Source organism: Hydrocarboniphaga sp. FW305-C-57 (assembly GCF_058783045.1).
On record NZ_JBYSYG010000010.1, the window covers coordinates 21,154 to 47,918 of the forward strand.

At 63.8% G+C, this 26,765-nt stretch carries 23 protein-coding genes and 4 pseudogenes; 18 read left to right on the forward strand and 9 right to left on the reverse strand.

The genetic code is table 11. The features are described from left to right. Positions 1 to 111: 111 nt before the first annotated feature. On the reverse strand, positions 112 to 2,277 hold the full coding sequence (locus AC3WUM_RS18460; RefSeq protein WP_492412053.1) for a TonB-dependent receptor family protein: 2,166 nt from the start codon (positions 2,275 to 2,277) through the stop codon (positions 112 to 114). A 180-nt stretch (positions 2,278 to 2,457) separates the two neighbouring features. Here AC3WUM_RS18460 and AC3WUM_RS18465 point away from each other — a divergent pair, with 180 nt between their 5' ends. The 3 genes from AC3WUM_RS18465 to cueR all read left to right on the forward strand — a co-directional run bounded on the left by AC3WUM_RS18465 (position 2,458) and on the right by cueR (position 5,596). Further along, complete coding sequence (locus AC3WUM_RS18465) at positions 2,458 to 2,649, forward strand: heavy-metal-associated domain-containing protein (protein WP_492412054.1); 192 nt, start codon at positions 2,458 to 2,460, stop codon at positions 2,647 to 2,649. Between the two features lie 99 nt (positions 2,650 to 2,748). Continuing rightward, positions 2,749 to 5,148, forward strand: a complete 2,400-nt coding sequence (locus AC3WUM_RS18470; protein WP_492412055.1) for a heavy metal translocating P-type ATPase — start codon at positions 2,749 to 2,751, stop codon at positions 5,146 to 5,148. A 1-nt stretch (position 5,149) separates the two neighbouring features. After that, a complete protein-coding gene (cueR, locus tag AC3WUM_RS18475; RefSeq protein WP_007187088.1) occupies positions 5,150 to 5,596 on the forward strand; it encodes a Cu(I)-responsive transcriptional regulator in 447 nt (148 codons plus the stop codon). A gap of 103 nt (positions 5,597 to 5,699) precedes the next feature. On the opposite strand, the gene cadR is transcribed toward cueR, so the two are convergent. Beyond that, positions 5,700 to 6,140, reverse strand: coding sequence for a Cd(II)/Pb(II)-responsive transcriptional regulator (gene cadR / locus AC3WUM_RS18480; RefSeq protein WP_040455198.1), 441 nt, complete (start codon positions 6,138 to 6,140; stop codon positions 5,700 to 5,702). Between the two features lie 93 nt (positions 6,141 to 6,233). On the opposite strand from cadR, the gene AC3WUM_RS18485 reads away from it, so the two are divergent. From AC3WUM_RS18485 to AC3WUM_RS18510, 6 genes are all read left to right on the forward strand, one after another. Next, positions 6,234 to 6,866: a cation efflux transmembrane domain-containing protein gene (locus tag AC3WUM_RS18485; RefSeq protein ID WP_007187086.1), complete on the forward strand. Its 633-nt coding sequence runs from the start codon at positions 6,234 to 6,236 to the stop codon at positions 6,864 to 6,866. Continuing rightward, complete coding sequence (locus tag AC3WUM_RS18490; RefSeq protein WP_007187085.1) at positions 6,850 to 7,125, forward strand: hypothetical protein; 276 nt, start codon at positions 6,850 to 6,852, stop codon at positions 7,123 to 7,125. The genes AC3WUM_RS18485 and AC3WUM_RS18490 overlap by 17 nt, the downstream gene beginning before the upstream one ends. Positions 7,126 to 7,145: 20 nt before the next feature. Further along, positions 7,146 to 7,778, forward strand: a complete 633-nt coding sequence (locus AC3WUM_RS18495) for a cation efflux transmembrane domain-containing protein (RefSeq protein ID WP_040455196.1) — start codon at positions 7,146 to 7,148, stop codon at positions 7,776 to 7,778. Positions 7,779 to 7,782: 4 nt separating this feature from the next. After that, positions 7,783 to 9,681, forward strand: a complete 1,899-nt coding sequence (locus AC3WUM_RS18500; RefSeq protein WP_007187083.1) for a cytochrome c/FTR1 family iron permease — start codon at positions 7,783 to 7,785, stop codon at positions 9,679 to 9,681. A 191-nt stretch (positions 9,682 to 9,872) separates the two neighbouring features. Continuing rightward, positions 9,873 to 10,268 carry a hypothetical protein gene (locus AC3WUM_RS18505; protein ID WP_040455194.1) on the forward strand — a complete coding sequence of 132 codons (396 nt, stop codon included), beginning with the start codon at positions 9,873 to 9,875 and terminating at the stop codon, positions 10,266 to 10,268. Positions 10,269 to 10,447: 179 nt separating this feature from the next. Next, on the forward strand, positions 10,448 to 10,738 hold the full coding sequence (locus AC3WUM_RS18510; protein WP_157534810.1) for a DUF411 domain-containing protein: 291 nt from the start codon (positions 10,448 to 10,450) through the stop codon (positions 10,736 to 10,738). Positions 10,739 to 10,868: 130 nt separating this feature from the next. Here the strand turns inward: AC3WUM_RS18510 and AC3WUM_RS18515 are convergent. The 3 genes and pseudogenes from AC3WUM_RS18515 to AC3WUM_RS18525 form a co-directional block, all read right to left on the reverse strand. After that, positions 10,869 to 11,771: pseudogene (locus AC3WUM_RS18515) on the reverse strand (IS3 family transposase); the annotation flags it as partial. A gap of 18 nt (positions 11,772 to 11,789) precedes the next feature. After that, positions 11,790 to 12,749, reverse strand: coding sequence for an IS1595 family transposase (locus AC3WUM_RS18520; RefSeq protein ID WP_492412059.1), 960 nt, complete (start codon positions 12,747 to 12,749; stop codon positions 11,790 to 11,792). A 94-nt stretch (positions 12,750 to 12,843) separates the two neighbouring features. Beyond that, positions 12,844 to 13,107 (reverse strand): annotated as a pseudogene (locus AC3WUM_RS18525) (transposase); the annotation flags it as partial. A gap of 63 nt (positions 13,108 to 13,170) precedes the next feature. Between AC3WUM_RS18525 and dmeF the strand changes: the two are divergent. From dmeF to AC3WUM_RS18570, 9 genes and pseudogenes are all read left to right on the forward strand, one after another. Further along, positions 13,171 to 13,953 (forward strand): annotated as a pseudogene (gene dmeF, locus AC3WUM_RS18530) (CDF family Co(II)/Ni(II) efflux transporter DmeF); the annotation flags it as partial. Between the two features lie 97 nt (positions 13,954 to 14,050). Next, complete coding sequence (locus AC3WUM_RS18535; protein WP_322266722.1) at positions 14,051 to 14,419, forward strand: hypothetical protein; 369 nt, start codon at positions 14,051 to 14,053, stop codon at positions 14,417 to 14,419. 145 nt (positions 14,420 to 14,564) lie between these two features. Next, positions 14,565 to 15,737, forward strand: a complete 1,173-nt coding sequence (locus AC3WUM_RS18540) for a TolC family protein (RefSeq protein ID WP_007187080.1) — start codon at positions 14,565 to 14,567, stop codon at positions 15,735 to 15,737. Continuing rightward, positions 15,734 to 16,993 (forward strand): efflux RND transporter periplasmic adaptor subunit, encoded by a 1,260-nt coding sequence (locus AC3WUM_RS18545; protein ID WP_007187079.1) that lies wholly within the window; start codon positions 15,734 to 15,736, stop codon positions 16,991 to 16,993. The genes AC3WUM_RS18540 and AC3WUM_RS18545 overlap by 4 nt, the downstream gene beginning before the upstream one ends. Before the next feature lie 8 nt (positions 16,994 to 17,001). Then, positions 17,002 to 20,154, forward strand: a complete 3,153-nt coding sequence (locus AC3WUM_RS18550; protein WP_492412060.1) for an efflux RND transporter permease subunit — start codon at positions 17,002 to 17,004, stop codon at positions 20,152 to 20,154. Further along, positions 20,147 to 21,478 (forward strand): MFS transporter, encoded by a 1,332-nt coding sequence (locus tag AC3WUM_RS18555; protein WP_322266721.1) that lies wholly within the window; start codon positions 20,147 to 20,149, stop codon positions 21,476 to 21,478. Before AC3WUM_RS18550 ends, AC3WUM_RS18555 begins: the two co-directional genes overlap by 8 nt. 89 nt (positions 21,479 to 21,567) lie before the next feature. Then, entirely contained in the window at positions 21,568 to 21,792 is a 225-nt protein-coding gene (locus AC3WUM_RS18560) for a hypothetical protein (protein WP_007187076.1), read from the forward strand. Further along, on the forward strand, positions 21,789 to 22,472 hold the full coding sequence (locus AC3WUM_RS18565) for a HupE/UreJ family protein (protein ID WP_237715099.1): 684 nt from the start codon (positions 21,789 to 21,791) through the stop codon (positions 22,470 to 22,472). Before AC3WUM_RS18560 ends, AC3WUM_RS18565 begins: the two co-directional genes overlap by 4 nt. Next, positions 22,465 to 23,040 (forward strand): hypothetical protein, encoded by a 576-nt coding sequence (locus AC3WUM_RS18570; RefSeq protein ID WP_050997778.1) that lies wholly within the window; start codon positions 22,465 to 22,467, stop codon positions 23,038 to 23,040. The genes AC3WUM_RS18565 and AC3WUM_RS18570 overlap by 8 nt, the downstream gene beginning before the upstream one ends. A gap of 72 nt (positions 23,041 to 23,112) precedes the next feature. On the opposite strand, the pseudogene AC3WUM_RS18575 reads toward AC3WUM_RS18570, so the two are convergent. The 4 genes and pseudogenes from AC3WUM_RS18575 to AC3WUM_RS18590 form a co-directional block, all read right to left on the reverse strand. Beyond that, positions 23,113 to 23,718: pseudogene (locus AC3WUM_RS18575) on the reverse strand (transposase); the annotation flags it as partial. Next, positions 23,660 to 24,721 carry a GAP1-N1 domain-containing protein gene (locus AC3WUM_RS18580; RefSeq protein ID WP_492412062.1) on the reverse strand — a complete coding sequence of 354 codons (1,062 nt, stop codon included), beginning with the start codon at positions 24,719 to 24,721 and terminating at the stop codon, positions 23,660 to 23,662. The gene AC3WUM_RS18580 and the pseudogene AC3WUM_RS18575, both read right to left, overlap by 59 nt. Beyond that, positions 24,630 to 25,484 carry a TRAFAC clade GTPase domain-containing protein gene (locus AC3WUM_RS18585; RefSeq protein ID WP_040455183.1) on the reverse strand — a complete coding sequence of 285 codons (855 nt, stop codon included), beginning with the start codon at positions 25,482 to 25,484 and terminating at the stop codon, positions 24,630 to 24,632. Before AC3WUM_RS18585 ends, AC3WUM_RS18580 begins: the two co-directional genes overlap by 92 nt. Then, a complete protein-coding gene (locus AC3WUM_RS18590) occupies positions 25,481 to 26,725 on the reverse strand; it encodes a TRAFAC clade GTPase domain-containing protein (protein WP_492412065.1) in 1,245 nt (414 codons plus the stop codon). Before AC3WUM_RS18590 ends, AC3WUM_RS18585 begins: the two co-directional genes overlap by 4 nt. Between the last annotated feature and the right edge of the window lie 40 nt (positions 26,726 to 26,765).

Consider the following 26,765-nt stretch of genomic DNA (forward strand, 5'->3'; position numbering starts at 1 on the left):
CTGGCAAGTGGGGAAAGTTCACCATGTGCCTGAATAATGAGGGCTTGAGTCTGGAGCCGGCTCCGGGGTTATAGGGGCCCGGGCCTGTGTGCCCGAGCCCCTGTATCCGGGTCAGAATTTGTACTCGAAACCGCCCTGCACCAACCTCGGCGCACCGGTCAGAATGCCTCTGGTCCGGTCGACAATGTAGTCCTTGTCCGCCAGGTTCTTGGCCGTGACAAAGAGACTCAGGCCCGCCACTGATGGCACCCGATAGTTCGCGGCCGCGTTCCAGATCAGGCTGCTGTCGATCTTCCCGACCTGGCCGGTCCCATCCGCCGGCGCTTCCTCCGTGTTGGCGAAATCGCTGAACTGGTCGTCGATGAAGACGCCCTCCAGTCGCAGGTCAAACCCGGCCGCATGCTCATAACCCAAAGTGCCCGTGAAGAGGTTTCTGGGGGCGTATGGCAGCCGCTTGCCGGCCGCGCTGCCCGGAACAGGGTCGCCGGCCGCGCAGGTGGTTCCAGACGTGACCACACAACGCAACGGAGATTCCGACTTGGCCGTCGGCAGCAGCGTGTAGGCGATCTCCACGAAGGGCCGCTGGCTCCAGCCGAGCAGGCGACCGATGTCGGCGCGCCCTGAAAGCTCGATGCCCTGGTACAGCGTTTCGCCAACGGCCAGGGGAGTGCTGCCGCCGGCGATCGAACCCACGGCAATCTGCCGGCGGAAGTCGGTGCGGAACGCTGTGACCTCCAAGGCGACCCCAGAGACGGGTCGTGCGCGCAGGCCGAGCTCGTAGTTGAAGCTTTGCTCGGCGTCGATATCCACGCTGGTCCCGCTATTGCTGACGATATCCTCGGTGCGGGGCGGCGCAAAGCCGCGATGGACGCTGGCGTACGCTGTGTAGGCCTCGCTGACCTGGTAGTTGAGGCCAAGGGCAGGCAGGAGTTCGGTCAGGTCGGCATCGCCGCTGGCGCCGGTCATCCGGTTCTTGCGCTCGTATCTGACGTTCTCCATGCGCAGGCTGGGAATCAGCGAAAGCTTGCCGAACCCGAAGCGGTTCTGGATGAAAGCGGAGTAGGCGTCGGTCCGCCGCTCATTGCTCTCAGCGGTCGTGCCTGTCCGAGCGGTGGGCGATGTGCCGTTCAGCTGCACGCGGTCCTGGGATTCGAAGTGCGCGCGCACGCCGGCTTGCAGTTCATTGCTCAGGCCGAACAGGCCGTGGGTGAGGCGGTATCGAGGCTCAACGCCATAGGTGTAGTAGTCACGTAGGCGACCTTGAGCGCTTGCACAGGTGTCCGGATCGACCGCGGTGCCTGCGCGCCGGGCTGCGGTAAAGGCGGCACCGCACTGGCCATCCGTGGTGCTGGACGACTGTCGCCACCAGTCGCGCGAGAAATTGGCCCAGTACACCTGGGTCGTCAGAGACGAAGCAGGGTTGATGGTCCAGCGCTCGCTCAATGACAGACCGACCCGCTCCGCATCGAACTCGTCATTCTTGAACGGGTTGTAGCGGGCTCCAAAGTTGGCGTACTCGGCATCCGTCAGGCCCGAATAGGTGAGGTTCGAATCCTCGGCGTAATAGTTCGCCCGGGCAATCAGCTGGTGCTCGGAGGACAGGTCGAAAACCCCCTTCAGGTTGACGTCGTTGAGCTCGGTATCCGTATTGTCGCGGGCCCCGTTGCCCTGCTTGCGAACGTAGTCGAGCATCAGGCCCTTGCCGCCGACGAAGGCATGGCCATTGAAGTATTCCCGGCTTCCCCCGGTAAGAGCGACTCCAGCGGAAAGTTCCTGCGGCGGGATGGGAGTGATGTAGTTGATGACGCCGCCGATGGTCTGCGGGCCGTAGAGGTTCATGGTCGAACCCTTCAGGACCTCGACGCGGTCGAAGCGGTCGATGGGCGGATGGTAGTAGCTCGCGTTGTCGCCATACGGCGCGTAGGCCAGCGGTATCCCGTCTTCCAGCAGCAGGACCTTGGTGGAGCGTGTCGGGTTCAGTCCCCGGATGCCGATATTGGGACGCAGTCCTAGTCCCTCCTCGTCTCGCACGTTCACGCCCGGCGCTTTCCTGAGTGCCTCATTCGTCGTAAAGACCCGAGAAGTTTCCAGGGTTTCCGCATCAATCGTCACATTGCTCCCTGCCAGGCCATCTGCCTCCAGCGGCGAGCCAACGACGGTTACTGCCTCCAGCACCACGGGGGCGGGTGGAAGAGCCGACGCCGGCATTTCCTCCGCCGCAACCGGGCCGGCTGTGAATGCGGCCGACGCCAAACCCCATGCCATCCTGCGCTTCATGTTCGTTGTCCATTGTTGTCCAAGGCGGCGCGGAGAATATACGAGAACAATAGTCATTCGCACCATGAAGTGAACTTCAAGGTTTTGATCTCTGAAAGGCAATGACTTGACCTTCCCATGATAGGAAGGTGGAAAGTGTCTTCGTCCGATCCGCGGATGACGAACAGATGGAGATATCGCATGTACCAGTTCCATGTCCCCAATATGACCTGCGGCCACTGTGTCGCGCGTGTCACCAAGGCTTTGCAGACCGCCGACGATCACGCTCGCGTCCAGGTCGACCTGGAGAGCAAGACCGTCAGCGTCGAATCGGCGGTCAGCGACACCACACTGCGCAAGGCGCTCAGCGACGCCGGCTATCCGGTGCATTGATCAAGCCAGGAAGCAGGCGCCCTGGGACCTCCGCTCGCGGCGCCTTGACCTTGCCATCGTGGTAACCCTTAGCATGTCCGCATATCAGTGAGATCGCCCATGAATACGTCCACAGCATCCGAACTCTGGCAGTTCCAGATCGACGGCATGACCTGCGCCTCCTGTGTCAGCAGGGTGGAGAAGGCCCTGATGAAAGTGCCGGGCGTCCATGAAGCTACGGTCAATCTGGCAATGGAAAATGCGACCGTCAGTGCCGCGCCGACCACTTCGATCGAGTCCCTGCAGAACGCGGTACGTGACGCGGGGTACGGCATTGCCGAGAACACGGTGGAACTCGCAGTCGAAGGAATGACCTGCGCGTCCTGTGTCGGGCGGGTCGAGAAGGCGCTTCGTGAAATCCCCGGTGTGCTCGATGCATCGGTGAACCTTGCGACCGAGCGAGCGACCGTCCGGGTAAGCGGCGAAACGCCCGTATCTGCCCTGACCGCGGCGATTGAACACGCCGGCTATACCGCCAGCCCGGCAACGCAGGCTACGCACTCGGCACCCGGCAGGGGCGGATGGCCTGGCTGGATTCCGGTTGCGGCGGCTGCAGCCCTTTCGGCGCCGCTGCTGCTTCCGATGATCGGCATGATCGCCGGACAGCACTGGATGCTGCCCGGCTGGGCCCAGTGGGCGCTGGCCACTCCCGTGCAGTTCCTGCTCGGCGCCCGGTTCTATCAAGCCGCATGGAAGGCCTTGAAGGCAGGCGCCGGCAACATGGACTTGCTGGTTGCCATCGGTACTAGCGCAGCCTACGGCCTGTCGGTGTACCAGGTCCTGAAGGGACGTCCGGCGGACACCCTGTACTTCGAAGCCTCGGCAGTCGTGATCACTTTGGTACTGCTCGGCAAGTGGCTGGAAGCGCGCGCCAAGCGGCAGACGACCGCGGCGATTCGGGCGCTGCAGGCCCTGCGCCCGGAAATCGCGCGTGTGCGCCGCAGCGGCGAAGACCGAGAGATACCGCTGGGGCAGGTCACGATCGGCGACCTCGTCGTGATCCGACCCGGCGAACGCATCCCGGTCGATTCCAAGGTGGTAGAGGGACGCAGCCACGTCGACGAATCCTTGATCACCGGCGAAAGCATGCCGGTCGCCAAAGAAATCAACAGTCGGCTGACCGGCGGGGCGGTCAATGGCGAGGGCCTGCTGGTCGCCGAGACCCTCGCCGTGGGTGCCGAATCCACGCTGTCCAGGGTGATCCGCATGGTGGAGTCGGCCCAGGCGAAGAAGGCACCGATTCAAAAGCTGGTCGATCGCGTCAGTGCGGTGTTCGTTCCCGTCGTGCTGGTGATCGCATTGGCCACGCTGCTGGGCTGGGGTCTGGTATCAGGCGACTGGGAGGCGGCCATCCTGCATGCCGTCGCCGTGCTGGTGATCGCCTGCCCCTGCGCCCTGGGCTTGGCTACCCCCACGGCCATCATGTCCGGGACCGGCGTGGCCGCGCGCCACGGCATTCTCATCAAGGATGCGGAAGCCCTGGAAATGGGCCACCAAGTGGATACCGTCGTTTTCGACAAAACCGGCACGCTGACGGCCGGTCGGCCGGAACTGGTCGCCCTCAAAGCCTTCGATGGTGATGAGTCGGCGAGCTTGGCCATCGCGGCCGCGTTGCAGTCCGGCAGCGAGCACCCGCTGGCACGAGCGGTAGTGGCGGCCGCCGCCCAGAAGAACCTGATCCCCGCGCAGGTCACCGATTTTCGGGCCTTGCCGGGCAGGGGGCTGGAGGGCGTTGTATCCGGACGCCGCCTGGTGCTCGGCAGCACGCGTCTGATGATCGAACTGGGTCTGCCCGAGACCCTGCTGCAGCAACACAGCAGTGCCCTGGAGGCCCAGGGACGCACGATCTCCTGGCTGGCGGAAGCCGCGCAGGCGCCACGCCTGATCGCGCTGCTGGCATTCGGGGACCCGCTGAAGCCGACCGCGCGGTTTGCCGTCGACGTGCTGCGTCGTCAGGGCATCCGCACCGTCATGCTGACCGGCGACAACTGGGGTAGTGCGCGGTTGGTAGGCCAGCAGCTGGGACTCGATCAGGTGCGTGCCGAAGTCCTGCCTGCGGCCAAGGCGCATGAGGTCCAGATGTTGAAGGAGCAGGGCGGCCGCGTGGCCATGGTCGGAGATGGCATCAACGATGCTCCGGCGCTTGCGACAGCCGACGTCGGCATTGCCATGGCTACCGGTACGGATGTGGCGATGCACACCGCCGGCATCACGTTGATGCGTGGCGATCCGGCCCTGGTGTCGGCGGCGATACAGATTTCGCGCAAAACCTACGGGAAGATCCGCCAGAACCTCTTCTGGGCTTTTCTGTACAACGTGGCCGGCATTCCGCTGGCCGCCTTTGGCCTGCTAAGTCCCATGGTCGCCGGAGCCGCGATGGCCCTGAGCAGCGTCAGTGTCGTCGCCAATGCACTTACACTGGCCAGATGGCGTCCCGAAGACCAGGGGCGAGGAGACTAGGATGCGCCGTACAAAGCCGACCCTGGAGACCGCGGAGGCGCTTAGCAGCGGCTATCACAACATCGGCCAGGCCGCCGAGGCGACCGGCGTAACGGCGAAAATGATCCGTCACTACGAGGCGCTCGGCTTGCTGAGCCGGGTCGAGCGGACGCTGTCCAACTACCGGATCTACTCCGACCGCGATCTGCATGTCCTGCGCTTCATCAAGCGTGGTCGCAGCCTCGGCTTCTCGATGAAGGAAATCGAGGCCTTGCTGGGGCTGTGGCAGAACAGCCGACGAAAGAGTGCCGAAGTGCGACGCCTGGCCGCCCGGCATATCGAGGAGCTCGATGCCAAAATCGCCGAGATGCAAGGCATGCGTGACACGCTTACACAGTTGGTAGGTGCCTGCCACGGTGATCACCGGCCAAACTGTCCAATCCTCGAAGATCTGGGCCGCTCGCCATAGTTTGTGACGTCCTCCGTCGGCCAAGCATAGACGGATCGAGGTTTTTGAGAAGGAAGATTGCCCTCCAGGCTGACGTCGCAGGCAAACATATAGCCATCTGGGATCAGCCTTTTGGCGAGGGAGCTGGATGGCATGCACACGCCTCCCCATGCGCCGCGGACACCAGCTCCTGCAGGATTCCGCACTCGCTGGCGGTATGTCCGGCCTCGCAGTGAGTCCGCAAGGTCGTCAGTTGCTTCTCCAGGGCGCGCATCGACTTCAGGCGGGCGCGGACCCGCACGAGGTGCTCGTCGATCAGCCGGTTGATGTCGCCGCAGTCGGCCTGGGGCTGATCGACAAAGCTGAGCAAGCGCTGGACGTCGGTCAGGGGCATGTCCAGGGCCCGGCAGTGCCGGATAAAAGACAGGCGCTCCAAGTGGACGGCACCGTAGGCCCGGTAGCCATTGGCAAGACGTTCGGGGTCCTGCAGCAACCCCGAGCGCTCGTAGTACCGGATGGTCTCGACGTCCACTCCTGTCGCTTCGCTCAATTCTCCGATTCGCATGTCCACCCCCGGCAAGTCCGGTCCTATCCTAGCCCCTTGACCCTGTAGTGGCTACAGGGTGTTCAATGGCATCCAGATCAATCGGAGACCGCCATGGGCGATTCCTGCTGCGCCAGCAATTCCTGCCAGGGCAAGGTGACCCCACGCTACCGCCGGGCACTCTGGATCGCCCTGGTCATCAACGCGGTCATGTTCGTGGTGGAGTTGGGGGCCGGCTGGAACGCCGGGTCGGTCTCGCTGCTCGCCGACGCGGCCGATTTCCTCGGGGACGCGGCCAACTACGGTGTCTCCCTGCTGGTGCTGTCGATGGCCCTGGTGTGGCGCTCCCGGGCAGCCCTGGTGAAGGGCGCGACGATGGGCATCTACGGCGTTTTCGTGCTGGCCCAGGCTGCCTGGAATGGCTTCAACGGCATCGTGCCGGAGGCATATACCATGGGTGTCGTCGGTGCCCTGGCGCTGGCCGCCAACGTGTCCGTAGCGGTCATGCTCTACGCCTTCCGCGATGGCGACGCCAACATGCGCTCGGTTTGGCTGTGCTCGCGCAACGACGCCATCGGCAACATCGCGGTGATCCTCGCCGCTGGCGGGGTGTTCGGGCTCGGCGCTGCCTGGCCGGACCTGCTGGTCGCCGTGATCATGGCGGGCTTGGGTCTGTCGGCTGCCCGCTCCGTCATCACCCAAGCTCGTGCCGAACTGAAGGAGATCGCCCATGTCGCTCACGCCTGAAATCACCTGGATGGCGCTGCTGGCCGTCCAGACCCTGCACCTGCTGCATCACCTGCTGGCCAAGCGCCACATCAGCATCGTGGAGGTGATGGCAGGTGCCGCCCTGCTCATCCCAATTCCGGCTGGCGCGGCGGCCGGGCTGCTACTGATGATCCTGCATATCGGCCTGATCCTGGTCCAACTGGTCGGCAGCATCTGGATTCGGCGGCTGTCGCCGGGCTGCGGCGACGAGAAGAGCTACTGGGCAACCCTGGGCTGAACCTTCGATAGGAGGCCGACATGAGCGACAACTGCGGCAAGCCAGGGGACCCCTGCAAAATGGCCGCGCAGGCCAATCGATCGGCGCTGCGCAAGGTGCTGGCGATCAATCTCTTCCAGTCGGTCGCCGGCGGCGGTATCGGCGCATGGGCGCAGTCCACGGCCTTGGTCGGGGCCGCGCTGGACAACCTGGGCGACGCTGGCGTGTACGGCGTATCCCTCTATGCGGAAGGCCGCAGCGCCGCACACAAGGCTCGGGCCGCACGCATCAGCGGCTGGCTGCTGATCGGCTTCAGCCTGATGCTGGCGATCGAGGTGCTGCGCCGCTTCTTCTCGGGTGCCGAGCCCATCGGCATCGCCATGATGATCTGGGCGGCCTGCAACGCCGCCCTGAACCTGGTGTGCCTGAAGCTGCTGCGCAGCCATCGGGACGAGGGCGCGCACTTCGCGGCCTCGTGGATCTTCACGAGCAATGATACGCTGGTGAACCTGGGCATCGTCGTCTCCGGCGCCCTGGTGCTCTGGAGCGAATCGCCGGTCCCCGATCTGGTGATCGGCCTGGTCGTTGCCGCGATCGCCTTTCGCGGCGGCCGCGAAATACTCGAAATCGCCGAAGAGGCGTCCGAGCCTTCTTCCTCTTCCAAAAAGAACTGAATCCGTGACCCGCCTGCGCTCCCTGCTTGCCCTGCTGCTCCTGTGGCCCCTGATGTCGCTGGCGGCCGGCGATGCCCAGACTACCTGGCGTCTGCTCGACTACATCGCCGTGGACTATGCCGGCGCAGTGGACAACAGCGGGACCGTCATCGACGCAGCCGAATATGCCGAGATGAGCGAGTTCTCCGACTCGGTGAACCGCCAACTCGCTGCGCTGGTGCCGACTCCGGCGCAGCCGGCCCTGGTCCAGGAAGCACAGGGCTTGAAGTCCGCCATCGAGGCAAAGGCCGATCCCGGCGCTGTTGCCACACTCGCGCGGGGCCTGGGCGCCAAGCTCCTGGAAGCCTACCCGGTGCCTCTGTCGCCGAAGACCGCGCCTGACCTGGCGAAGGGGCTGACACAGTACGCCACGCTCTGCGCCGGCTGCCATGGCGCCAGCGGGCACGGCGACGGACCGCTCGCCGCCGGCATGGACCCGGCGCCAGTGGATTTCACCGACCTTGGTCGTGCGCGTGAGCGCAGCATCTTCGCCCTCTACCAGGTGATCAGCCAGGGTCTGGAAGGCACCGCCATGTCCTCGTTTGCGCATCTGCCGGACGAGGAGCGCTGGGCGCTGGCTTTCGTCGTCGGGCAGTTTGCGTTCCCGCAGGATCAGGCGGCAGCTGGCGCGCAGTTCTGGCAACAGGCGACGGCGCAGGAAGCCATCCCCGATCTGTCAGCCTTGGCCACGACAACCCCTGCGATACTGGAAGCGCGGGTGGGTGCTGAGCAGGCCCAATCAGTCATGGCCTATCTGCGCCGCAATCCGGGCACAGTGCTGCGGTCGACCGAAGGTTCCTTGCAGCTCGTGCGCGACCGGCTGGAGCAGGCGGTGGCCGCCTATCGCAAGGGCGATCGCGACGCCGCCTCCCAGGCGGCCGTCTCTGCCTACCTCGACGGCTTCGAGCCCGTGGAACCGATCCTCGGGGTCAAGAATCCAGAGCTGATGCGGGCTCTTGAAATGGCGATGACCGAGCTGCGGGGGCGGATTTCGGCCGGTGCATCGGTGGACGAGATTGCCGGGCGGGTAGCAGACCTGCAGTCGCGGCTCGGTGCGGCGGAGCAGACCCTGAAGGACTCCAGCTCGGATGCCGGCTCGGCCTTCGTCGGTGCCTTCACCATCCTGCTGCGTGAGGGCCTGGAGGCGCTGCTTATCGTAGTTGCCATCATCGCGTTCCTGCGCAAGGCTGGCCGCACCGAGGTATTGCCCTACGTCCACGCTGGCACTGGCGCAGCACTGCTGGCGGGTGTGGCTACCTGGGGCGCGGCGACCTACCTGATCGACATCAGCGGCGCCAGCCGCGAGTTGACTGAAGGCGTCGCGGCCCTATTCGCTGCGGCAGTCCTGCTGTTCGTCGGCATCTGGATGCACGGCAAGAGCCAGGCCGGCGCCTGGCAGCGCTACGTCAAGGAGAAGATCGGCGCAGCTCTGTCGCAGCGCTCGGCGTGGTTCCTGTTCCTATTGGCCTTCGTCGTGGTGTACCGCGAGGTCTTCGAGACCATCCTGTTCTATGTCGCACTGTGGAGCCAGGGCGCTGAGCAGGCAGTGATCGCGGGCGCGGTAACGGCTATCGCGGCCTTGGCGGTGATCGCCTGGCTGATGCTTCGCTATTCGCGCAAGCTGCCCATTGGCACCTTCTTCACGATCAGCGCCGTGCTGATGGCCATCCTGGCGGTCATGCTGACCGGCAAGGGCATTGCCGCCCTGCAGGAGGCCAACTTGCTCTCAGCCAGGCTGCTGGACCTGCCGCGCTTCGATTGGATTGGCTTTTATCCCACCCTGCAGGGCCTCGTGGCTCAGCTGGCCTGTGCCTCGGTGCTGATGACCGGCTTTGCCTACAACTGGCGCCGAGCCGCCACCTGACGCCAAAACACATCCGTCCGATGCACAGCAAGGCCTTGATTGTTCTAAGCGCCGGACAACGGGCCGCCCTAGTTGGGGTGGTACGGAATGCGGAACTACTATGCCCGGGCCATGTACTAAGCGGGAAGGTCTGCCGGGCCGCTTCCGATGGCGCCGAATCGATCCTCGCTCAATTTTGCTAGAGTAGCCCCATGACTCGCTCGCCCACCTTGCAACGGCTGCTGACGCTGATATGCGTCTTGCTGCTGACGGTGCGTGTCGCGGGGCCTCACCTGCACCTGTGCTTTGACGGGCAGGAGGCGCCCGCAAGTTTCCACGTCCTGGATATCGGCTTGCACCACGCAGCGGGCCATAGCGCGCCGCACCAGGACACGGACGTGTCGCTGGCCGTTGACGGCGTCTCCAAGACCGGGAAGCAACTCAGCTTCGACGATTTGCCGATTGTGTTGCTTGCGGCGCTGTTGGCCTGGATTCTCTTCCAGACCCCCCGCCGGTTCGTCCTTCCCCTGCTGCCGACGCTTGTCCCGGCAAGTCCTGCCTTCCTGCGTCCCCCGCTGCGGGGACCTCCCCAGTTGACCTCCCTCTGAAGTCTTGAGGTGTTGCCGCGCGTTGAAAACTGACCATCTGATCAGTTTTCAACGCGCGGCAACAGCCCCGGTGGTTCCCTGTCGATCCCATGCGACAGGTAACCATCTATCGAACGCATGGCTGTCGCTGCGCTTTCACCTGGGCGCGGCAGCTGGAGTCCCAAGGGTACGTCGTCACGATGTACGAGCCCGAAACACTAAAGACCATCCGGGGGGCCTTGAAGACCCCGCCATCACTTCGGGGATGCCACGTGGGACGGTACATGGAGTATTTCGTCGAGGGTCATGTGCCGGCCGAAGCACTGGACTTGCTGGCACGCCAGCACCCTGCCGGGCTTGGCGTAGCGGTAGATTCGACAGCAGCTCAGCATGAGCCTCTGTCATCGTCTCATCTCGGCGAGAAACCAGGGGTCATTCTTTACGACCAAAACGGAAATGCCCGGATTTGGTGGAGTGGGCTCGGCGCTTGACTTTCGTTTCCGAAAGAGTCGGCTGATCGGAAGAGGCGAGGGCGACCTTGCGTGTGCTTTCATAAACCACAGCCGAGAGGACGGCCGTTCGGTCGGCGGCGATGTGGTGCGGCCAGAGTTCTGTAGACAGTTAGTTGCCGCTTAGCGCGTAACGCTTTTCAAACTCTACCGGTGAGAAGCCGCCGGCGGAACCGTGCCGTCGGATCGGGTTGTAAAACATCTCGATGTAGTCGAACACGTCGGAGGTCGCTGCGGCCCGCGTCGGGTAGATCCGCCGCTTTATGCGCTCCTTCTTCAACGCGCTGAAGAAGCTTTCCGCTACCGCATTGTCGTGGCAGTTACCGCGACGGCTCATGCTCGGCTGCATCCGGTGCGCCTTCAGGAACGACTGCCAGTCGTTGCTCGTGAACTGGCATCCCTGATCAGAGTGAACCATCACGCCGGACCCCGGCTTTCGCCGCCAGACGGCTGCGACCAAAGCTTGCAGCACGAGATCGGTCGTCATGGTCGCATGCGTTGCCCAGCCGACGATCTGCCGCGAGTACAGGTCCATCACTGCGGCCAGGAATAGCCAGCCCTCGTAGGTGCGGATGTAGGTGATATCCGTGACCCAGACGACGTTCGGCGCTTCGGGCGCGAACGCACGGTTGAGGACGTTGCCGACCACACCGACCGGACCGCCACGGTAGCGGGGTTTGCTGCCGTAGCCGACCTGCGCGAACAGCCCCTCGGCCTTCATCAGGCGTCGGACCCGATGCCGGCTGCACGTCTCGCCGGCCTCGCGCAGGTCGAGCGTGATCTTGCGGTAGCCATACACCGCACCACTGGCCAGCCAGTGGTGTTTCACCAGCGCCAGCAGGCGCTGGTCTTCCCGATCACGCAGGCTGGTCGGCCTGCGCAACCAGGCGTAGTACCCGCTGCGGTGTATGCCCAGCACCCGACACATCGCACACAGCCGAAACTCTCGGACATGCACGCGCATGAACGCGTACTTCGCCTTCACCCCCTGGCAAAGTACGCGGCGGCTTTTTTTAGGCTCATTACGCGTTAGCTACGGATGCGTTGATGAGTGGACGGCCATAGCGAGCCACCGCGCGGGCTGCGAGGCGGCAGCGCCGAACCGGTCCTTTGCGCGAAACCATCCGAGATAGCTGGCCAAGTACTTGGTTGCCACGCCACGGAATCGCTGCATCCATGACTTGAGCCGGCCGTGATAAGCGTTGACGTTCTGGATGTGCCACGGACCTTGGGTTCTGACGCCAGCAGCTCTGTTCAGGCCGTGATGCTCCACCCCGATCTGGCGGGCCGCCGCGGCCATCGCATGACTGCCGTCGGTGCAGAGCACGACGTCAGGCGCCAGCACCGGCGCAAGAGCGGCCGTGAGCTGGGCGGTGTCCGCGCGTCGCAGGATGAAGTCGGCGCAAGCGCCGGATCGGTCTCGGGCGACGAGCACGGGAACATGGTCATCGGATGTCCCGCGGGTCGAGGATTTGCCGCCGCGTCGACGCGGGGCGCGACCGATGCCGTGCTGGCCCTTGAGCGAGCGAAGAACGAAGGTTTCATCGGCCTCGGCAATGCCCTGCAAGGCCTTGGCTTTGACCGCCTGCGCCTGCGCGAGAAAGCGGTGCCGCCAGCGAAACGCCGTGCTCGGCGCGACCTGCAGCTGTTGGGCGGCGGCCTGCACGCTCAAGCCCTCATTCAGCACCTGTGCCTGCGCCAGCCATTTGCCCTTCTGGCGCAACCGCGCCAGCGGGGTGCCGGACAGCGCATTGAAGGTCTTGCCGCACGCCCGGCATTTGTAGCGCTGCAGCCCGTCCGCCTGACCATTGCGAACCACGCGCTCGGATCGGCAATGCGGACACGGCGTCAGCGCGCGTCCCCAGTCCTCAATGACCTGCACCACCTCAGCCGGAACACTCTGGCAAAACAGCGCATCCCGCAGCGTCATCCGCTGGTGAAATGTCAGCTGGCCCACCCGCGACAACAACCGCTTCATCTCCCGGTCGCGCATTTCGATCTCCTGGCCCGACGCTCATGCGCCGTCAGATCAATCTGCACCCCACGCGGCTCACAACATGAGCCTGTCACCAGCTAATGCGTAATGAGCCTTTTTTTAGGATGTCGCGCTCTTCGGTGACCCGCCGCAGCTCGGCCTTCAGCCGACGCACCTCGGCCGAATCGCTGGCCGTCGCGGCTGTCGCAGCAACGATCGATCCCGCAGCCTTTCTCGTGCTTTGAACCCAGCCATACAGCGTGTGCTTGGGAATCCCGATCCGGGTCGCCACGTCGCCCACCGTGAAGCCGCGATCGACAACCTGCTTCACCGCCTCGCTTTTGAACTCTTCCGTGTACTGCCGATTGCTGCTCATGAACACCTCGATCATTGCCATGAATTATGGCAACTGAGCTGTCTATGAAAAGCTGGCCGCACCAATGGCTGGCACATGAGTTCCCACGCTCTTGCACTCGGTCTGGCAGCACTGGCCTATTCTTTGGCCCGCCGCCTCGCCAACGACCATCGCTTTGCATTTGGCACCTGGAAAATCGAGATTCTGGGCGGCTTTACCAGTGCGCTGCTGCTCCTGCTCGTGGCCTTCTCAATGGCCTATCAATCGATCGAGCGCCTGTACTCACCAACTCCGATTCTTTACGACCAGGCGATCGTCATCGCCTTCGTTGGCCTGGCGGTCAATCTGGTCTGCGCAAAGCTCCTGCATGCCGGCGGGCATCAGCCACATGGGCATGATCACGCGCACGATCATGGCCATGGCCATGGCCACAACCATGGCGCGCCAGATCTCAATCTCAGATCCGCCTATCTTCATGTCGTGGCGGACGCGATGACTTCGGTTCTGGCCATCGTGGCGCTTTTTGGGGGAAAGCTATGGGGGGCTGATTGGCTCGACCCAACGATGGGCATCGTCGGGGCGGTGCTGGTCGGCATCTGGGCGGTGGGCCTGCTGAAGTCCACGACCCGCGTGCTTCTCGATGCGGAGATGGATGCGCCCGTGATCGAGGAAATCCGCGAGGTGATTGCCCAAAGCCCGGTCAAGGCGTCGATCTCCGATCTGCATGTCTGGCGCGTGGCCACGGGCAAGTACGCCTGCATCCTGCGGCTTTCGGTCGCGGGTCATGCGACGGCCGAGGACTTCCATCGGCAACTCGCGGTGCATGAAGAACTGGTCCACGTCACGGTCGAGATCGCCGCAGCGTGAGGACAGCCATGCCCGGCTCTTACTTTATCGGTGGTTCCTGGCCTGCCGCAGTCCAGGCTGCTGGCGCCACCCGATCGATATCGACTATTGTCTACTGATGTTCGCGCGCCTCGTCCCCATCCTGCTGTCGCTTTGCCTGCTGGCGGGCCTTAGTGGTTTTGGCCCGCATGTGCATTGGCATACGCACGGGCATGATGAGGTGCACAGCTACGTTGTTTCTGCGCTGGATATCGACCATGCCCAGGCTCACGCTGAAGGCAGTCAGGATGACGACAGCAACAAGCTGGGTACCCGCGTTTCTCTGGATCATCCGCCGGTGGGGCCAGTACCCAGTGCCGCTCTGTCCATCGACGTCGATGGGGTTCCCGGCCTGTTGCCCCTGCTCGCGGATCAGCGTGTAACAGGGCCACCCCGGTTCCTGATGCCTCCAAGCCAAGCTCCTCCCCAGGCTTTCTCGACCGTTTAGCGCGCCGCGCCCTCTGAAGGACGCGGCGTACATCCGCGTTCCTGGAAGAGGACTTCCCGTGTACCTTTCCGTTGTCTGGCGTCCTGCCGCTCTTGCGGCAGCGCTCATGCTTGTCGCGCCCGTTCGGGCAGCCGAGCCTCTCACTTTGCGCGACGCCCTGCAGCGAGCAGAAGCTTCGCATCCCGACCTGCGAGGATTTGACGCCGAGCGCTCAGGCGCCGCCGTCCGCCGCAGCTTGGCGCAGCAATCGCCCACGCCAGAGGTCAGCGTCCTCCTGGAGGATGTCTTCGGCAACGGAGCCCGCAGCGGCCTCGATGGCGCCCAGTGGACCCTGAGCTTTTCCCAGGCCCTGGAGCTGGGCGACCAGCGCTCCAGCCGTCTTGGCGCGGCCGACTCCCGGGCCGTGGCCCTGACGGCCGACCAGGAAGTGCGCCGCCGCGACGCCTTGGCGGAGGTTGCCCAGCGCTTCTACGAGGCCGCCGCCGACGGCGAGTGTCTACGTCTAGCCGAAGAGAAGGTCGAACTGGCCCGCAAAAGCCTGGCGGCAGCAGACGCTCGAGTGAGGTCTGCTCGCGCCCCTGTGGCCGAGCGTGCACGTGCCCAGGCCGCTCTTTCCCAGGCGGTTTTGGAACGGGAGCACGCCGAGCACGAGGAAATGAGCGCCCGGGTCGCGTTGGCGGTCTCGATGGGCTCTCCCGAGCCGGACTTTGGCGAACTCAAAGCGCCCTTGTTCGACCTGCCCCCGCTGCGTCCGCTGCCGGAGTTGCGTCAACGCCTGAAGCAGAGCCCGTCGGCTCGGGCTCGTCTGGCCGAAGCCGCCGCGCTGGATGCCGAACGCCGTGCTGCGCTGGCTGCTGCCGGCTTGCGGCCGACCTTCACCGGCGGCGCGCGCCGCTATGAGGACGGCAACGATGTCGCAGCCGTCGTCGGCTTTAGCCTGCCGCTACTCGCGGGACGTCGGGCCAGGGACGAGGCCGCCCTCATCTCCGCCCGCCAGGAACAGACCCAGGCCGAAAGCCAGGCTGCCCTGCTTCGCGCTGAAGAGGAGTTGTTCGAGCGCTACCAGGAACTCGGCCATGCCAAGGAAGCCCTGCGCTTGCTCGACACCGAGGTTCTACCTGCACGCCAGGAGGCACTCAAGCAGACCCAGTACGCCTACGACCGTGGCCGTTATGGCTACCTCGAACTGTCGCTGGTGCTCCAGGAGCTTGCCGACGCCCGTCGCGCCCGCCTGGACACTGCTGTCCGCTATCACTCTCTGCTCGCCGAACTCGAACGCATTACCGGCGACCGTCTCATCGAAGGAAACACCCCATGAATCGCCAAACGACCTGCATCCTGATCGCGCTCGGCCTGGTGCTGGGAGCCTGCAACCCGAAGTCTGCCGAACCCGCCGCCGAGCACGGTGGCGAAACGGCCGCATCAGCGGAGTACGAACGAGGCCCCAACCGCGGCCGCATGCTGCGTGACGGCGACTTCGCCCTCGAACTCCAGATCTTCGAGGACGGCGTGCCGCCCGAGTACCACGTCTACCTGTACCGGAACGGCAAGCTTCTTCCGCCGACCGCGGCCAAGGTGGTCGTCGAACTCAACCGGCTGGGCAACAAGCAGAACCGCTTCACCTTCGCGCCGAAGGACAGCTACCTGATCGGCAGCGGCACGGTCACCGAGCCCCATTCCTTCAGCGTCGTGGTGACGGCAGAGGAGGGTGGTAAGACCCATCGCTGGGCCTTCGACAACTTCGAAGGCCGTACCACTATTTCGGCCAAGAACGCCCAGGATGCGGGCGTCCGGACCGAAGCCGCCGGTCCCGCAACGATCGCGGAGGTACTGAAGCTCACGGGTCGTGTGGTTCCCAATGCCGAGCATGTGCGGGCCGTCACCGCACGCTTCCCCGGCACGATCCAGAAGGTGTCCAAGTCGGTCGGCGATACCGTACAGGCGGGTGACCGGCTGGCGGTGGTCGAGAGCAACGACAGCCTGCAGAGCTACAACGTGACCTCGCCGATTTCCGGCGTCGTGCTGGAGCGCGATGCCAACCCCGGCGAATTTGCCGGAAACGGTCCGCTGTTCGTGATCGCTGACTTCACCAAGCTCTGGGTCGAACTATCGGTCTTCCCGCGCGACCTCGCGAAGCTCCGCGTCGGCCAGCCCGTGACCCTTTCCAGTGTCGACCGCGGGGACGTCCAGGCTTCCGGCCAGATCGTCCGTATCGCCCCGGCCGAGGGAGCCGGTCGCGGCACCCTGAGCGGCGTCTACACCGCGCGAGTCGCGCTGGACAATGGCTCTGGCCAATGGACACCCGGCCTCTTCGCTCGCGGCGAGGTGCGCATTGGTGCGGCCGAGGTGCCCCTGGCAGTGAAGCGCAGCGGGCTACAGGCCTTCCGTGACTTCACGGTCGTCTTCGAGCTGATCGGAGAGACTTACGAAGTGCGCATGCTGGAGCTCGGTCGACAGGACGGTAACTACGTGGAAGTCCTCGGGGGCATCGAGCCGGGCGCCCGGTACGTTTCCGAGAACAGCTATCTGATCAAGGCCGATGTCGATAAATCCGGCGCCAGCCACGACCACTGAGATTGATCATGCTCGAACGCATACTGAGTCTATCCATCAGGCAGCGCATCCCAGTGCTGCTCATCGTCATGGCAACGGCCTTGTTCGGCATCTGGAGCTACCAGAACCTGCCGATCGACGCCGTTCCGGACATCACCAACGTCCAAGTCCAGATCAACACGGAGGCTCCGGGCTACACGCCGCTGGAAGCCGAACAGCGCGTGACCTTCCCGCTGGAGACCTCGATGGCGGGGCTTGCGCGGCTCAAGTACACGCGCTCCTTGTCCCGCTACGGCCTGTCGCAGGTCACAGTGATCTTCGAGGAGGGAACGGATCCCTTCTTCGCCCGCCAGCAAGTCGCCGAACGGCTGCAGGCAGTCGCCGGCCAGCTGCCTCCCGGCATCGAGCCGTCGATGGGCCCCGCGGCGACCGGACTCGGCGAAATCTTCATGTACACCGTCGATGCCGCGCCCGGTGCGCGCAATGCAGATGGCTCACCGGTCACGGCGACGGATTTGCGTCAGGCGCAGGACTGGATCGTGCGCCCCCAGCTGCTGCGCGTCGCAGGCGTCGCCGACGTCAACTCCATTGGCGGCTATGAGCGGCAGTACCTGGTACAGCCGGATCCGGCCACGCTACTGGGCTACGGCGTCAGCTTCGAAGAACTGGCGGCCGCCCTGAAGCGGAACAACGCCAACGCCGGCGCCGGCTACATCGAGCGCTTCGGCCAGCAGATGCTGCTGCGCATCCCCGGTCAGGTGGGAGCCGGCGACGCCGCATTGGATGACCTCCGGAGCATCGTCATCAAGACGGTCGGCGATGCGCCCGTGCGCGTCGGCGATGTCGCCAATGTGACGACGGGCGGCGAGCTGAGGACCGGTGCTGCTACGCAGAACGGGCATGAAGTCGTTCTGGGCACGGTGCTGATGCGTGTCGGCGAGAACAGCCGGACCGTGGCCAGCGCCGTGGCGGACAAAATCAAGGAGATCCAGCCGTCGCTGCCGCCGGGCGTTCAGGTCGTCACTGCCTACGACCGCACCTGGCTGGTCGACAAGACGCTCAAGACCGTGCAGAAAAACCTGCTCGAAGGCGCTCTGCTGGTGATCGTGGTGCTGTTCCTGCTGCTGGGCAACATCCGGGCGGCGCTGCTGACCGCCATGGTCATCCCGATAACGATGCTGCTGACCATCACCGGCATGGTGAAGGCGGGCGTCTCGGCGAACCTGATGAGTCTGGGCGCCCTGGACTTCGGCCTGATCGTGGATGGCGCGGTGATCATCGTCGAGAACTGCCTGCGGCGATTGTCTCTGGCAGCAGCCCACGGGCGGGAAATGCCACTCAAGGAGCGGCTGCAGATCGTTTACGAGGCGAGCAGTGAGGTGATTCGCCCGGCGTTGTTCGGGGTTTTCATCATCACGGCCGTCTACCTGCCGATCTTCGCCCTCAGCGGGGTCGAGGGGAAGATGTTCCACCCCATGGCCCAGACGGTGGTCATGGCCCTGGTCGCTGCCATGGTGCTTTCGGTCACGGCGGTTCCCGCGGCCGTCGCGCTGCTGGTGCCCGCGCCCAAGCCGCACTCGGAAACCCGCTTCGCGCGGTTCGCCGAGCGCGTCTACGTGCCGCTGCTCGATGCCAGCCTGCGGGCGCGCGTCGCCGTGGCGGGAGCGGCAGCCGCGCTGGTCCTGGTGATGGGCTTTGCGGCGTCGCGCATGGGGTCGGAGTTCCTGCCGAACCTGGACGAGGGTGACATCGCCATGCACGCCCTGCGCATCCCGGGCACCAGCTTGACGCAGGCGGTGGGTATGCAGGCCCAGCTGGAATCTGCCGTGAAGCAGCTGCCGGAGGTCGAGCGCATCGTCGCCAAGATCGGTACGGCGGACATCGCCACGGATCCGATGCCGCCGTCGGTGGCCGACAACTTCATCATCCTCAAGGACCGGAGCGAATGGCCGGATCCGCGCAAGCCGAAGGCACAGGTCGTCGCCGATCTGGAAGCTGTGGTGCGTCCGATCCCGGGCAACAACTACGAGTTCACGCAGCCGATCCAGATGCGCTTCAACGAGCTGCTGTCCGGCGTGCGAGCGGACGTTGCCGTGAAGGTTTACGGCGATGATCTGGAGGTGCTGGCCGGTATTGGCAAGCAGATCGAAGGGATCGTCGAGGGCGTCGGTGGTGCCCAGGACGTTTCGCTGGAGCAGGTCACCGGGCTGCCGGTGTTGAGCGTGCAGCCCCGCCGCGAGGTCCTGGCGCGCTACGGTCTGGATGTCGCCGCCCTGCAATCGGTCGTGGCATCGGCCTACGGCGGCGAAACGGTGGGGCTGGTGTTCAATGGTGACCGCCGGAGTCCGCTGGTGATCCGGCTGCAGGAGGAACTGCGCAAGGATATCGATGCCCTCGAGCGTCTGCCTGTGCCGCTTCCGACTGGCGGCTATGTCCCGCTCGGAGAGGTGGCCGAACTGGAGCTGGCGCCTGGCCCCAACCAGGTGAACCGCGAGAATGGCAAGCGCAGGGTCGTCGTGACGGCTAATGTCCGTGATCGGGACCTGGGCGGGTTCATCGCCGATCTCCAAGCGGCGGTGTCCCGCGACGCGGAGCTACCGCCGGGTTACTGGATCTCCTATGGCGGCACTTTTGAGCAGTTGCAGTCGGCCAGCCAACGCCTGGCGATCGTCGTACCGATCACGCTGGCGCTGATCGTCGGCCTGCTGTGGCTGGCCTTCGGGTCGATGCGCGATGCGCTGCTGATTTTCACTGGTGTGCCCTTGGCGCTGACCGGCGGCGTTGCCGCGCTGATGCTGCGCGACATCCCGCTATCGATCTCGGCGGGTGTCGGATTCATCGCACTCTCTGGGGTCGCGGTACTCAACGGCCTGGTCATGGTCAGCTTCATCCGCAGCCTGAGCGAGAATGGCGTGGGTCTGGACGAAGCCATCCGCGAGGGCGCCCGCACCCGTTTGCGCCCGGTACTCATGACGGCCCTGGTGGCGGCGCTGGGCTTCGTGCCCATGGCCTTCAATACAGGAATCGGCTCCGAGGTCCAGCGCCCGCTGGCGACGGTGGTCATTGGTGGCATCATCAGTTCCACGCTGCTGACGCTGCTGGTGCTCCCGGCGCTGTACCGCCTGGCTCATCGCAAGGAGGCCGGGCGGGCTACCAACCCCGGGAGAGTGGCCCATGTTTGAGGTTCTGCGGAACCGGACCTACCGGCACCTGTTCTTGGCGCAGGTCGTGGCGCTGGTGGGTACCGGCCTGGCGACGGTGGCCCTGGGGCTGCTGGCCTTCCGTCTGGCGGGCGAAGATGCGGGGGCGGTGCTTGGCACCGCCCTCGCCATCAAGACGATCGCTTACGTGGTGGTTGCCCCGATCGCCGGGGCCTACGCTGCACGGTTTCCGCGAAAGAGGCTGCTGGTCACTCTCGATGTGGTCCGATTGCTCGTCGTGCTGGTGCTGCCCTGGGTGGATCAGATCTGGCAGATCTATGTGCTGATCTTCGTGCTCCAAAGCGCCTCGGCCGCCTTCACGCCGACCTTCCAGGCCACCATCCCGGAAGTGCTGCCCAAGGAAGAGGACTACACCAAGGCCCTGTCCCTGGCACGGCTGGCGTATGACCTGGAGACCTTGCTAAGCCCGGCTTTGGCGGCGGTGCTGCTGACGATCATCACCGACCAGGGCTTGTTCATGGGGACCGCTGTCGGGTTCCTGGGATCGGCTCTGCTTGTGCTTTCGGTGGCCTTGCCGCGGCCGGTGGCCAAGACTGCGTCGACCCGCATCACCCGGAAGCTCACTCAGGGCATGCGCATCTTCCTCGCCACGCCCCGCCTGCGTGGCCTGCTGGCACTCAATCTCGCGGCGGCAGCCGGCGGCGCGATGGTCATCGTCAACACCGTGGTGATTGTGCGGGGCGAGCTGCAGAAGTCGGATCACGCCGTGGCCCTGGCCTTGGCTGCTTTCGGCGCAGGGTCAATGATCATGGCCTTTGTGCTGCCGCGGTTGCTGGAGCGCTATCGGGATCGCAGCGTGATGCTGACGGCGGCCGGGAGCATGTCGATCCTGCTCGCTGTCCTGGCCATGGCCTGGTCACTGGCGGAGCGCGCGCACTGGGGGCTCCTGCTGGGAGGCTGGGTCCTGCTGGGCAGCAGCTATGCGGCGCTGGTCACCCCGGGTGGGCGTCTGCTGAAGCGCTCCTCAAGGGAGGAGGACCGGCCGGCACTGTTCTCTGCACAGTTTTCGCTGTCCCATGCCTGCTGGCTTATCACTTATCCCCTGGTGGGATGGCTGGGGGCCCAGGCGGGGATGGGGATGGCCCTATGGACCATGGCGGCGATCGCCACGCTGGGCTGGATCGCGGCGGCGCGGTTCTGGTCCGCCGACGACAGCGGAGCGCCGGTGCACCGACATGACGATCTCCCGTCAGACCACCCGCATCTGGCCGAAGGCGAGCATAGCGACCATGGCCATAGCCATCCCTTCGTGATCGATGAGGTGCATCGGAGGTGGCCGTCTTAACCCCCACTGGAACACCGGCGCGGCTCGACGGCCGCTCCGGTGTACCGGTCCCTTGCTGTACCGCTGTTCCATCCCCACTGGAGTTCGAGATGAAGAAGTCGTTTGTTGCTGCGATCCTGCTGAGCCTGAGCGCCCCGCTGGCCATGGCTCACGGAAACCACGAGCCGGAAGAAGAGGGCGCTGTGGTCAAGCCCCAGTCTGTGCGCAAGGCTGGCGCATCCAAAGCCGCCCCCAAGGGGGACAAGGCACAGGGGGCAGAGACCGAAGCCGAGAAGGCCGACGAGAAGGCGCCGGCTGCGCCTACATCGAAGTGAGGCGGGTATCCCTTGCACTGCTGCTGCCCGGCCTTCTCCTGGCCGGTGCAGCGGCGGCGCATGGCGTTGCCGAGGATGACAAGCTCTTCATCGAGGGCAGCGCGGGAGCGCAACTGATCCCGTTCCTTTATTTGGGCGCGAAGCACATGGTGACGGGCTACGACCACCTCCTGTTTCTGTTCGGGGTGATCTTCTTCCTCTACCGGATACGCGACGTGGGGCTTTATGTGACCCTGTTCGCGATCGGTCACAGCAGCACCCTGTTATACGGCGTTCTCAGCGGCACCCACGTCAACCCATACATCGTCGATGCGATCATCGGTCTGTCGGTCGTCTACAAGGCACTGGACAACCTCGGCGCCTTCAAGACGGTATTCGGCGTCCAGCCTGACAATCGCGCGGCCGTGTTCATCTTCGGCTTGTTCCATGGCTTCGGCTTGGCCACCAAGCTGCAGGACTTCTCACTGGGCTCAGACGGATTGGTGCCTAACATGCTCGCGTTCAATGTGGGCGTGGAGATAGGACAGTTGCTGGCCCTGACCGGCATTCTGATCGCGATGGGCTTCTGGCGCAGGACGTCTGCATTCGGACGCCAGGCCTTCGCCGCCAATGTCGTGCTGATGAGTGCGGGCTTCCTGCTCACCGGCTATCAACTTGCAGGTTTCTATCTCAATGACTAACCCAAACGTCCCTGTTTCGCCGATCCAAGCCAGCGTTCCGACACTGCTGAAGGCCACGGCCATTGCCCTGGCAGGCGCTGCAGTCTTGCTGGTTACCACGGTCATGCCGGCGGAGTTCGGCGTCGATCCCACGGGCATCGGAAAAGTCCTGGGGCTGAGCGCGCTGCACGCCTCGGAGGCCTCCGCTGCGAGCCCCGCGAGTACCGTTCCCAATACCGAGATGGCAGTGATCGCCAACGAGGCGCCATTCCAAACGAAGGAGATGATGCTGGTTCTCCAGCCGAATGAAGGAGCTGAGATCAAGGCCGCCATGCGCGAGGGCGATTCCTTTGTTTTCACCTGGAAAGCAGAGGGCGGTGCCGTGAATTTCGACATGCATGGTGAGCCCCCGAATGCCGGTGATCAGTTCAGCAGCTACTGGCGTGATCGTGAGCAGACCGCCGCGCATGGCAACTTCATCGCTCCATTCGACGGCGCTCACGGGTGGTACTGGAGTAACAAGGGAACCCAGCCGGTGACCGTGATTGTCCGTGTCAGTGGATTCTTCGAGAAACTCTATCGTCCTTGACGAATTTCGGCTCGCCATATGGGCGCAGGCACCTGGGAGTAGCGGCGCGCGTCAAGCTACTTGTCGCCTGAGTCATGCAGCTAACGGCAAAGTATGGCTGCCGTTCAAATGCGTGTTGATGACGTCGTCGCGCTCGGGATTGAGGGTAACGACGAGGATCGGCGACCAGTTTCGGGTGTCGCCGGACCAGCGCGCCGGGTTGCGTGCTCGGGCTTCGGTGTAGAGCGCGTGACGAGCGGCCAGGAGGGCGTGATCGTCCCCGTTGTGGCGCTGTGCTGGCGTGACGTAACGGATACCGCTGTGCCGATGTTCCTCGTTGTACCAGCGCACGAAGTCGCTTGCCCAAGCGCGTGCCGCATCGAGATCGGCGAAGCCCTTGGCCGGAAACTCCGGCCGGTACTTGGCGGTGCGAAACAGCGATTCGGCGTAGGCGTTGTCGTCGCTCACGCGGGGACGCGAGTACGAGGGCTTGACGCCGAGCCATTCGAGCATCGCCAGCACGGTGGTGGCTTTGAGCGTGGCGCCGTTGTCGCCGTGCAGCACCGGCTTGTCGGTGAGTGCGGCGATGCCCTCGGCCAGCGCGGTACGTCGCACCAGATGCGTCGCATGATCGGCATGGTCACGCTCCTGCACCTCCCAGCCGACGATCTTGCGGCTGTACAGATCGAGGATCAGGTAGGCTAGTCGGGTGAGCCGTCGTGTAGATATCGATCAACCCCAAGACTGCTTCCGGCGACTCCGCCGACTTATCAGCCAGCTCTCGCCAGAACAGGGATAGTCTCAGTCGGGATTCGCTGGCGTCCTGATGGCCTCCAAGAATTCCCAGTTCGTCCAGACGATCCAGATTCGGAGGGAAGTCCTTGAAGACCGCCTCAGCAAGGGCATTCGACCAACGGTGGCGTGGACGGTAGGGCGTCGACGATGGCTCAATCCTTCTACCTGACCAATCGCTGAAACGTGACCGTGCAGCTTTTGGTGCGAAGACTATGTCGAAAGGACGTCCTTGTACTGATCTGGGACCGAGAGAAAAGGTACAAACGGCAAACATCTTCCGGAGCGCCGGCCATAAAGCTGCAATCAGGCGAAAACAAGCAAGGTCGGCATCCTTTGCATCGAACACCGCAATCGGGGCGCGCTTCTCCAAAAACATTGCCTCGACCAGCTCCAGGCTCCATGGGCTTTCGAGACGAGGCCAGGTCCGAATCTCCTCTGCGCCCGAAGGATGTCCTAAAACATTCGAATCCGCGCTCAGCTGAAAATGTGAAACAACATCGCGCAGAGTCTGAAGGACTGTGGGCGCGGTCCATTCCGGCATCGGCACAAACAGGCTATGCGTGCGAACGCAGCCTGCTCTTGGCGCCGCCAGATCCTGTCGCGTCAGCGCCACGACATAGTAAGTCTGGCTGGGGAGGGGATAGAACGTAAAATACGGGGCAAACTCCTCCCCTGGCCGCAACTGCCCGGAGATATCGGACAGACGGTCGACGGTATCTTGGTCTTGCTGGATCAGCTCAACATTACCCTGCAGCAGTTGATGACCGTTCCGGTAGCCGTGAAATTGCTCGCGTGCGTACATTCTCGTCGCTGCGTCACTTCCGTAGAAGCCAGGCGATTGGGATGGTGACATCCGCTTGTTCCTCGGTGCCATGCACGACGTAGCCGGAAGCATGGACGTCGCCATTGGCCAAGAAGTCAGCCTTGAACCCCGGATCATCGGTCAAGTCGCCCCCGACGATACTCACCCCAAAGGCATCGATGTCGAGTTCTTCAGAGTTCTGCAAGGCACCAAAGAACAACGGGAATTCGGACTCTAGATATCGCCAGGGACCCTGCGCGCGTTGCTGTGCATCCAGCCGGTCCCATGCCGTCACGACGACGGCAACACGGCGCGGAGTTTTCACCCCTGACTGACCCAAGGTGGTCTCGAGGAATCGAAGCAGCTGACACAAATAGACCTGGGTGGGAATCCGACTCTGCACCTCGGCATTTGGGGTGATTTTGGTCAGAATGCCATCCGAGACCACCCAGTCCAAGGGCATGTGATTCAACGGAGACCGCGCTCGCACGAACAGCAATGCCATCGAGGTTCGGCAGAGTTCGTCATGCCAGCGCTGCGATATTTCGGAATCCTCCACGGCATCTCGCCACATTTCACCATTTACGTCAGGCACCACCAGTTCCGCGGCAATTGCTCCTTCTGAAGCACGCACCGGAATCCGAAATGTTGCGCTTTGATCTTCGGAGTCCAGGGTGGTTCGGCCCGCAAATGCACCTTCGAGAAGATGGGCGACGGCATCCTCAACGTACTTGATCACCCCTGTATCCGGTGTCGAAGTCACTGCGGATTTCCCCTCGCGTAGGGAGGCCCACAAACGCGCGAGGTAGTTCGTCTTGCCAGTCTCGGGCAAGCCCACAAGCAGGATCGAGGCGGTGCTCGCGGTCATTTGCGTCCCCGGAAGCGTAGCATGACCCGGTTGCACCAAGAGTTGTCCGTATCCGGCCAGAATTCCAGGGGAAGGGGAGGAGACGGATTTACCCAGGTCTCGACGAGGGCGCCAATGCCGAATCCCGGTTGAACCCCGGAGTCCGCCTTAGTGAAGGACGCGATGGGGACTACTTGGATTTGCAAGTCGTAGCGGGCAGCCTCCTCTATGATTTGCTGCAAGGCTGTCGCATTGGGCTCGAAGGCATCCCGGTGCGACACTACCAAAATGGCCGGCGGCGTTCGCGGTGCAACCAGAGCCGCCGCCTTTTGAATTAGCAGCTTTGTGCGATGGACGGTGGACTGCCGTTTGCTTGCCAGTTGTCGACCATCGACAAAGAAGCAGAGAACGTCAGCCGATTTCAGGAAGTACCACTGCTCCACCCTGTTCTCGTCGACAAGCGAATTCGACCATTCACCTGGCAGATCAGGGACGAGCAGGTCACAGAGACGATCTCGCTGGTCGAGAACTCGCAGATGCATAAACCCAGCTCCGCGTTCCGTAGATATCTCGGTATGCACCGTCATCTGATCTGGCCGCGCGCCTTCGCTCCAGCGCCTGGCGCCGCGGCTGATTTCGTCAAGAGCCATCACAGTGAGGCTGTTGGCAAAGCGAAAGCCTTCCAGGCGGTTGTGGGCCAGAAGCAGATACAAACTAACAAGTGCTGCCGTCTTACCCGAGTCAGGGCATCCCAGTACCCCAACCAGCGTGGTTTGCCGGGAAGCCCCCAGACTTCGAATTTGGTCTAAATCGAGGGTAAGGCTATTCGGAAGCTTTGGCTTTTCCGGCGGAGGTGCAAGGGTGCTCTCCGTCTCCAAGACCGAGGGTGGTTCGATGGCAGCCCCCTCTGATTCATCGAGGCGCTCGGAGCACTCATTGGGGTCTCGGCTCAGAGCGCACTTGCCAGTTTGCTGATCTACGTCATGGTTGCCCGGCACTATTTGTACGTCGGTTTTCGCACAACCGGCCGCGCCAGCGATCTGATCGAGCCAAGCCGCGGCGGCCGCATACTGTTCACGCTTTCCAGCGTACGCGATATCCCCGCAAACAATGACGCCGCTGGCTCGCTGTCCGGGAAGACGTGCCACCTGATCCTGGACATCTTCAATCAGCCGTTCCTTGACATCGTCGTGGACGGCGACCGCTCCGCCTTTTTCCTGGCCGAAGTGGATGTCCGAGAGGTGAATGAAGGCAATAGGCATGGCGCCGTTTTGGTCCCCGATCGGTTTTGAGTCTTTTTAT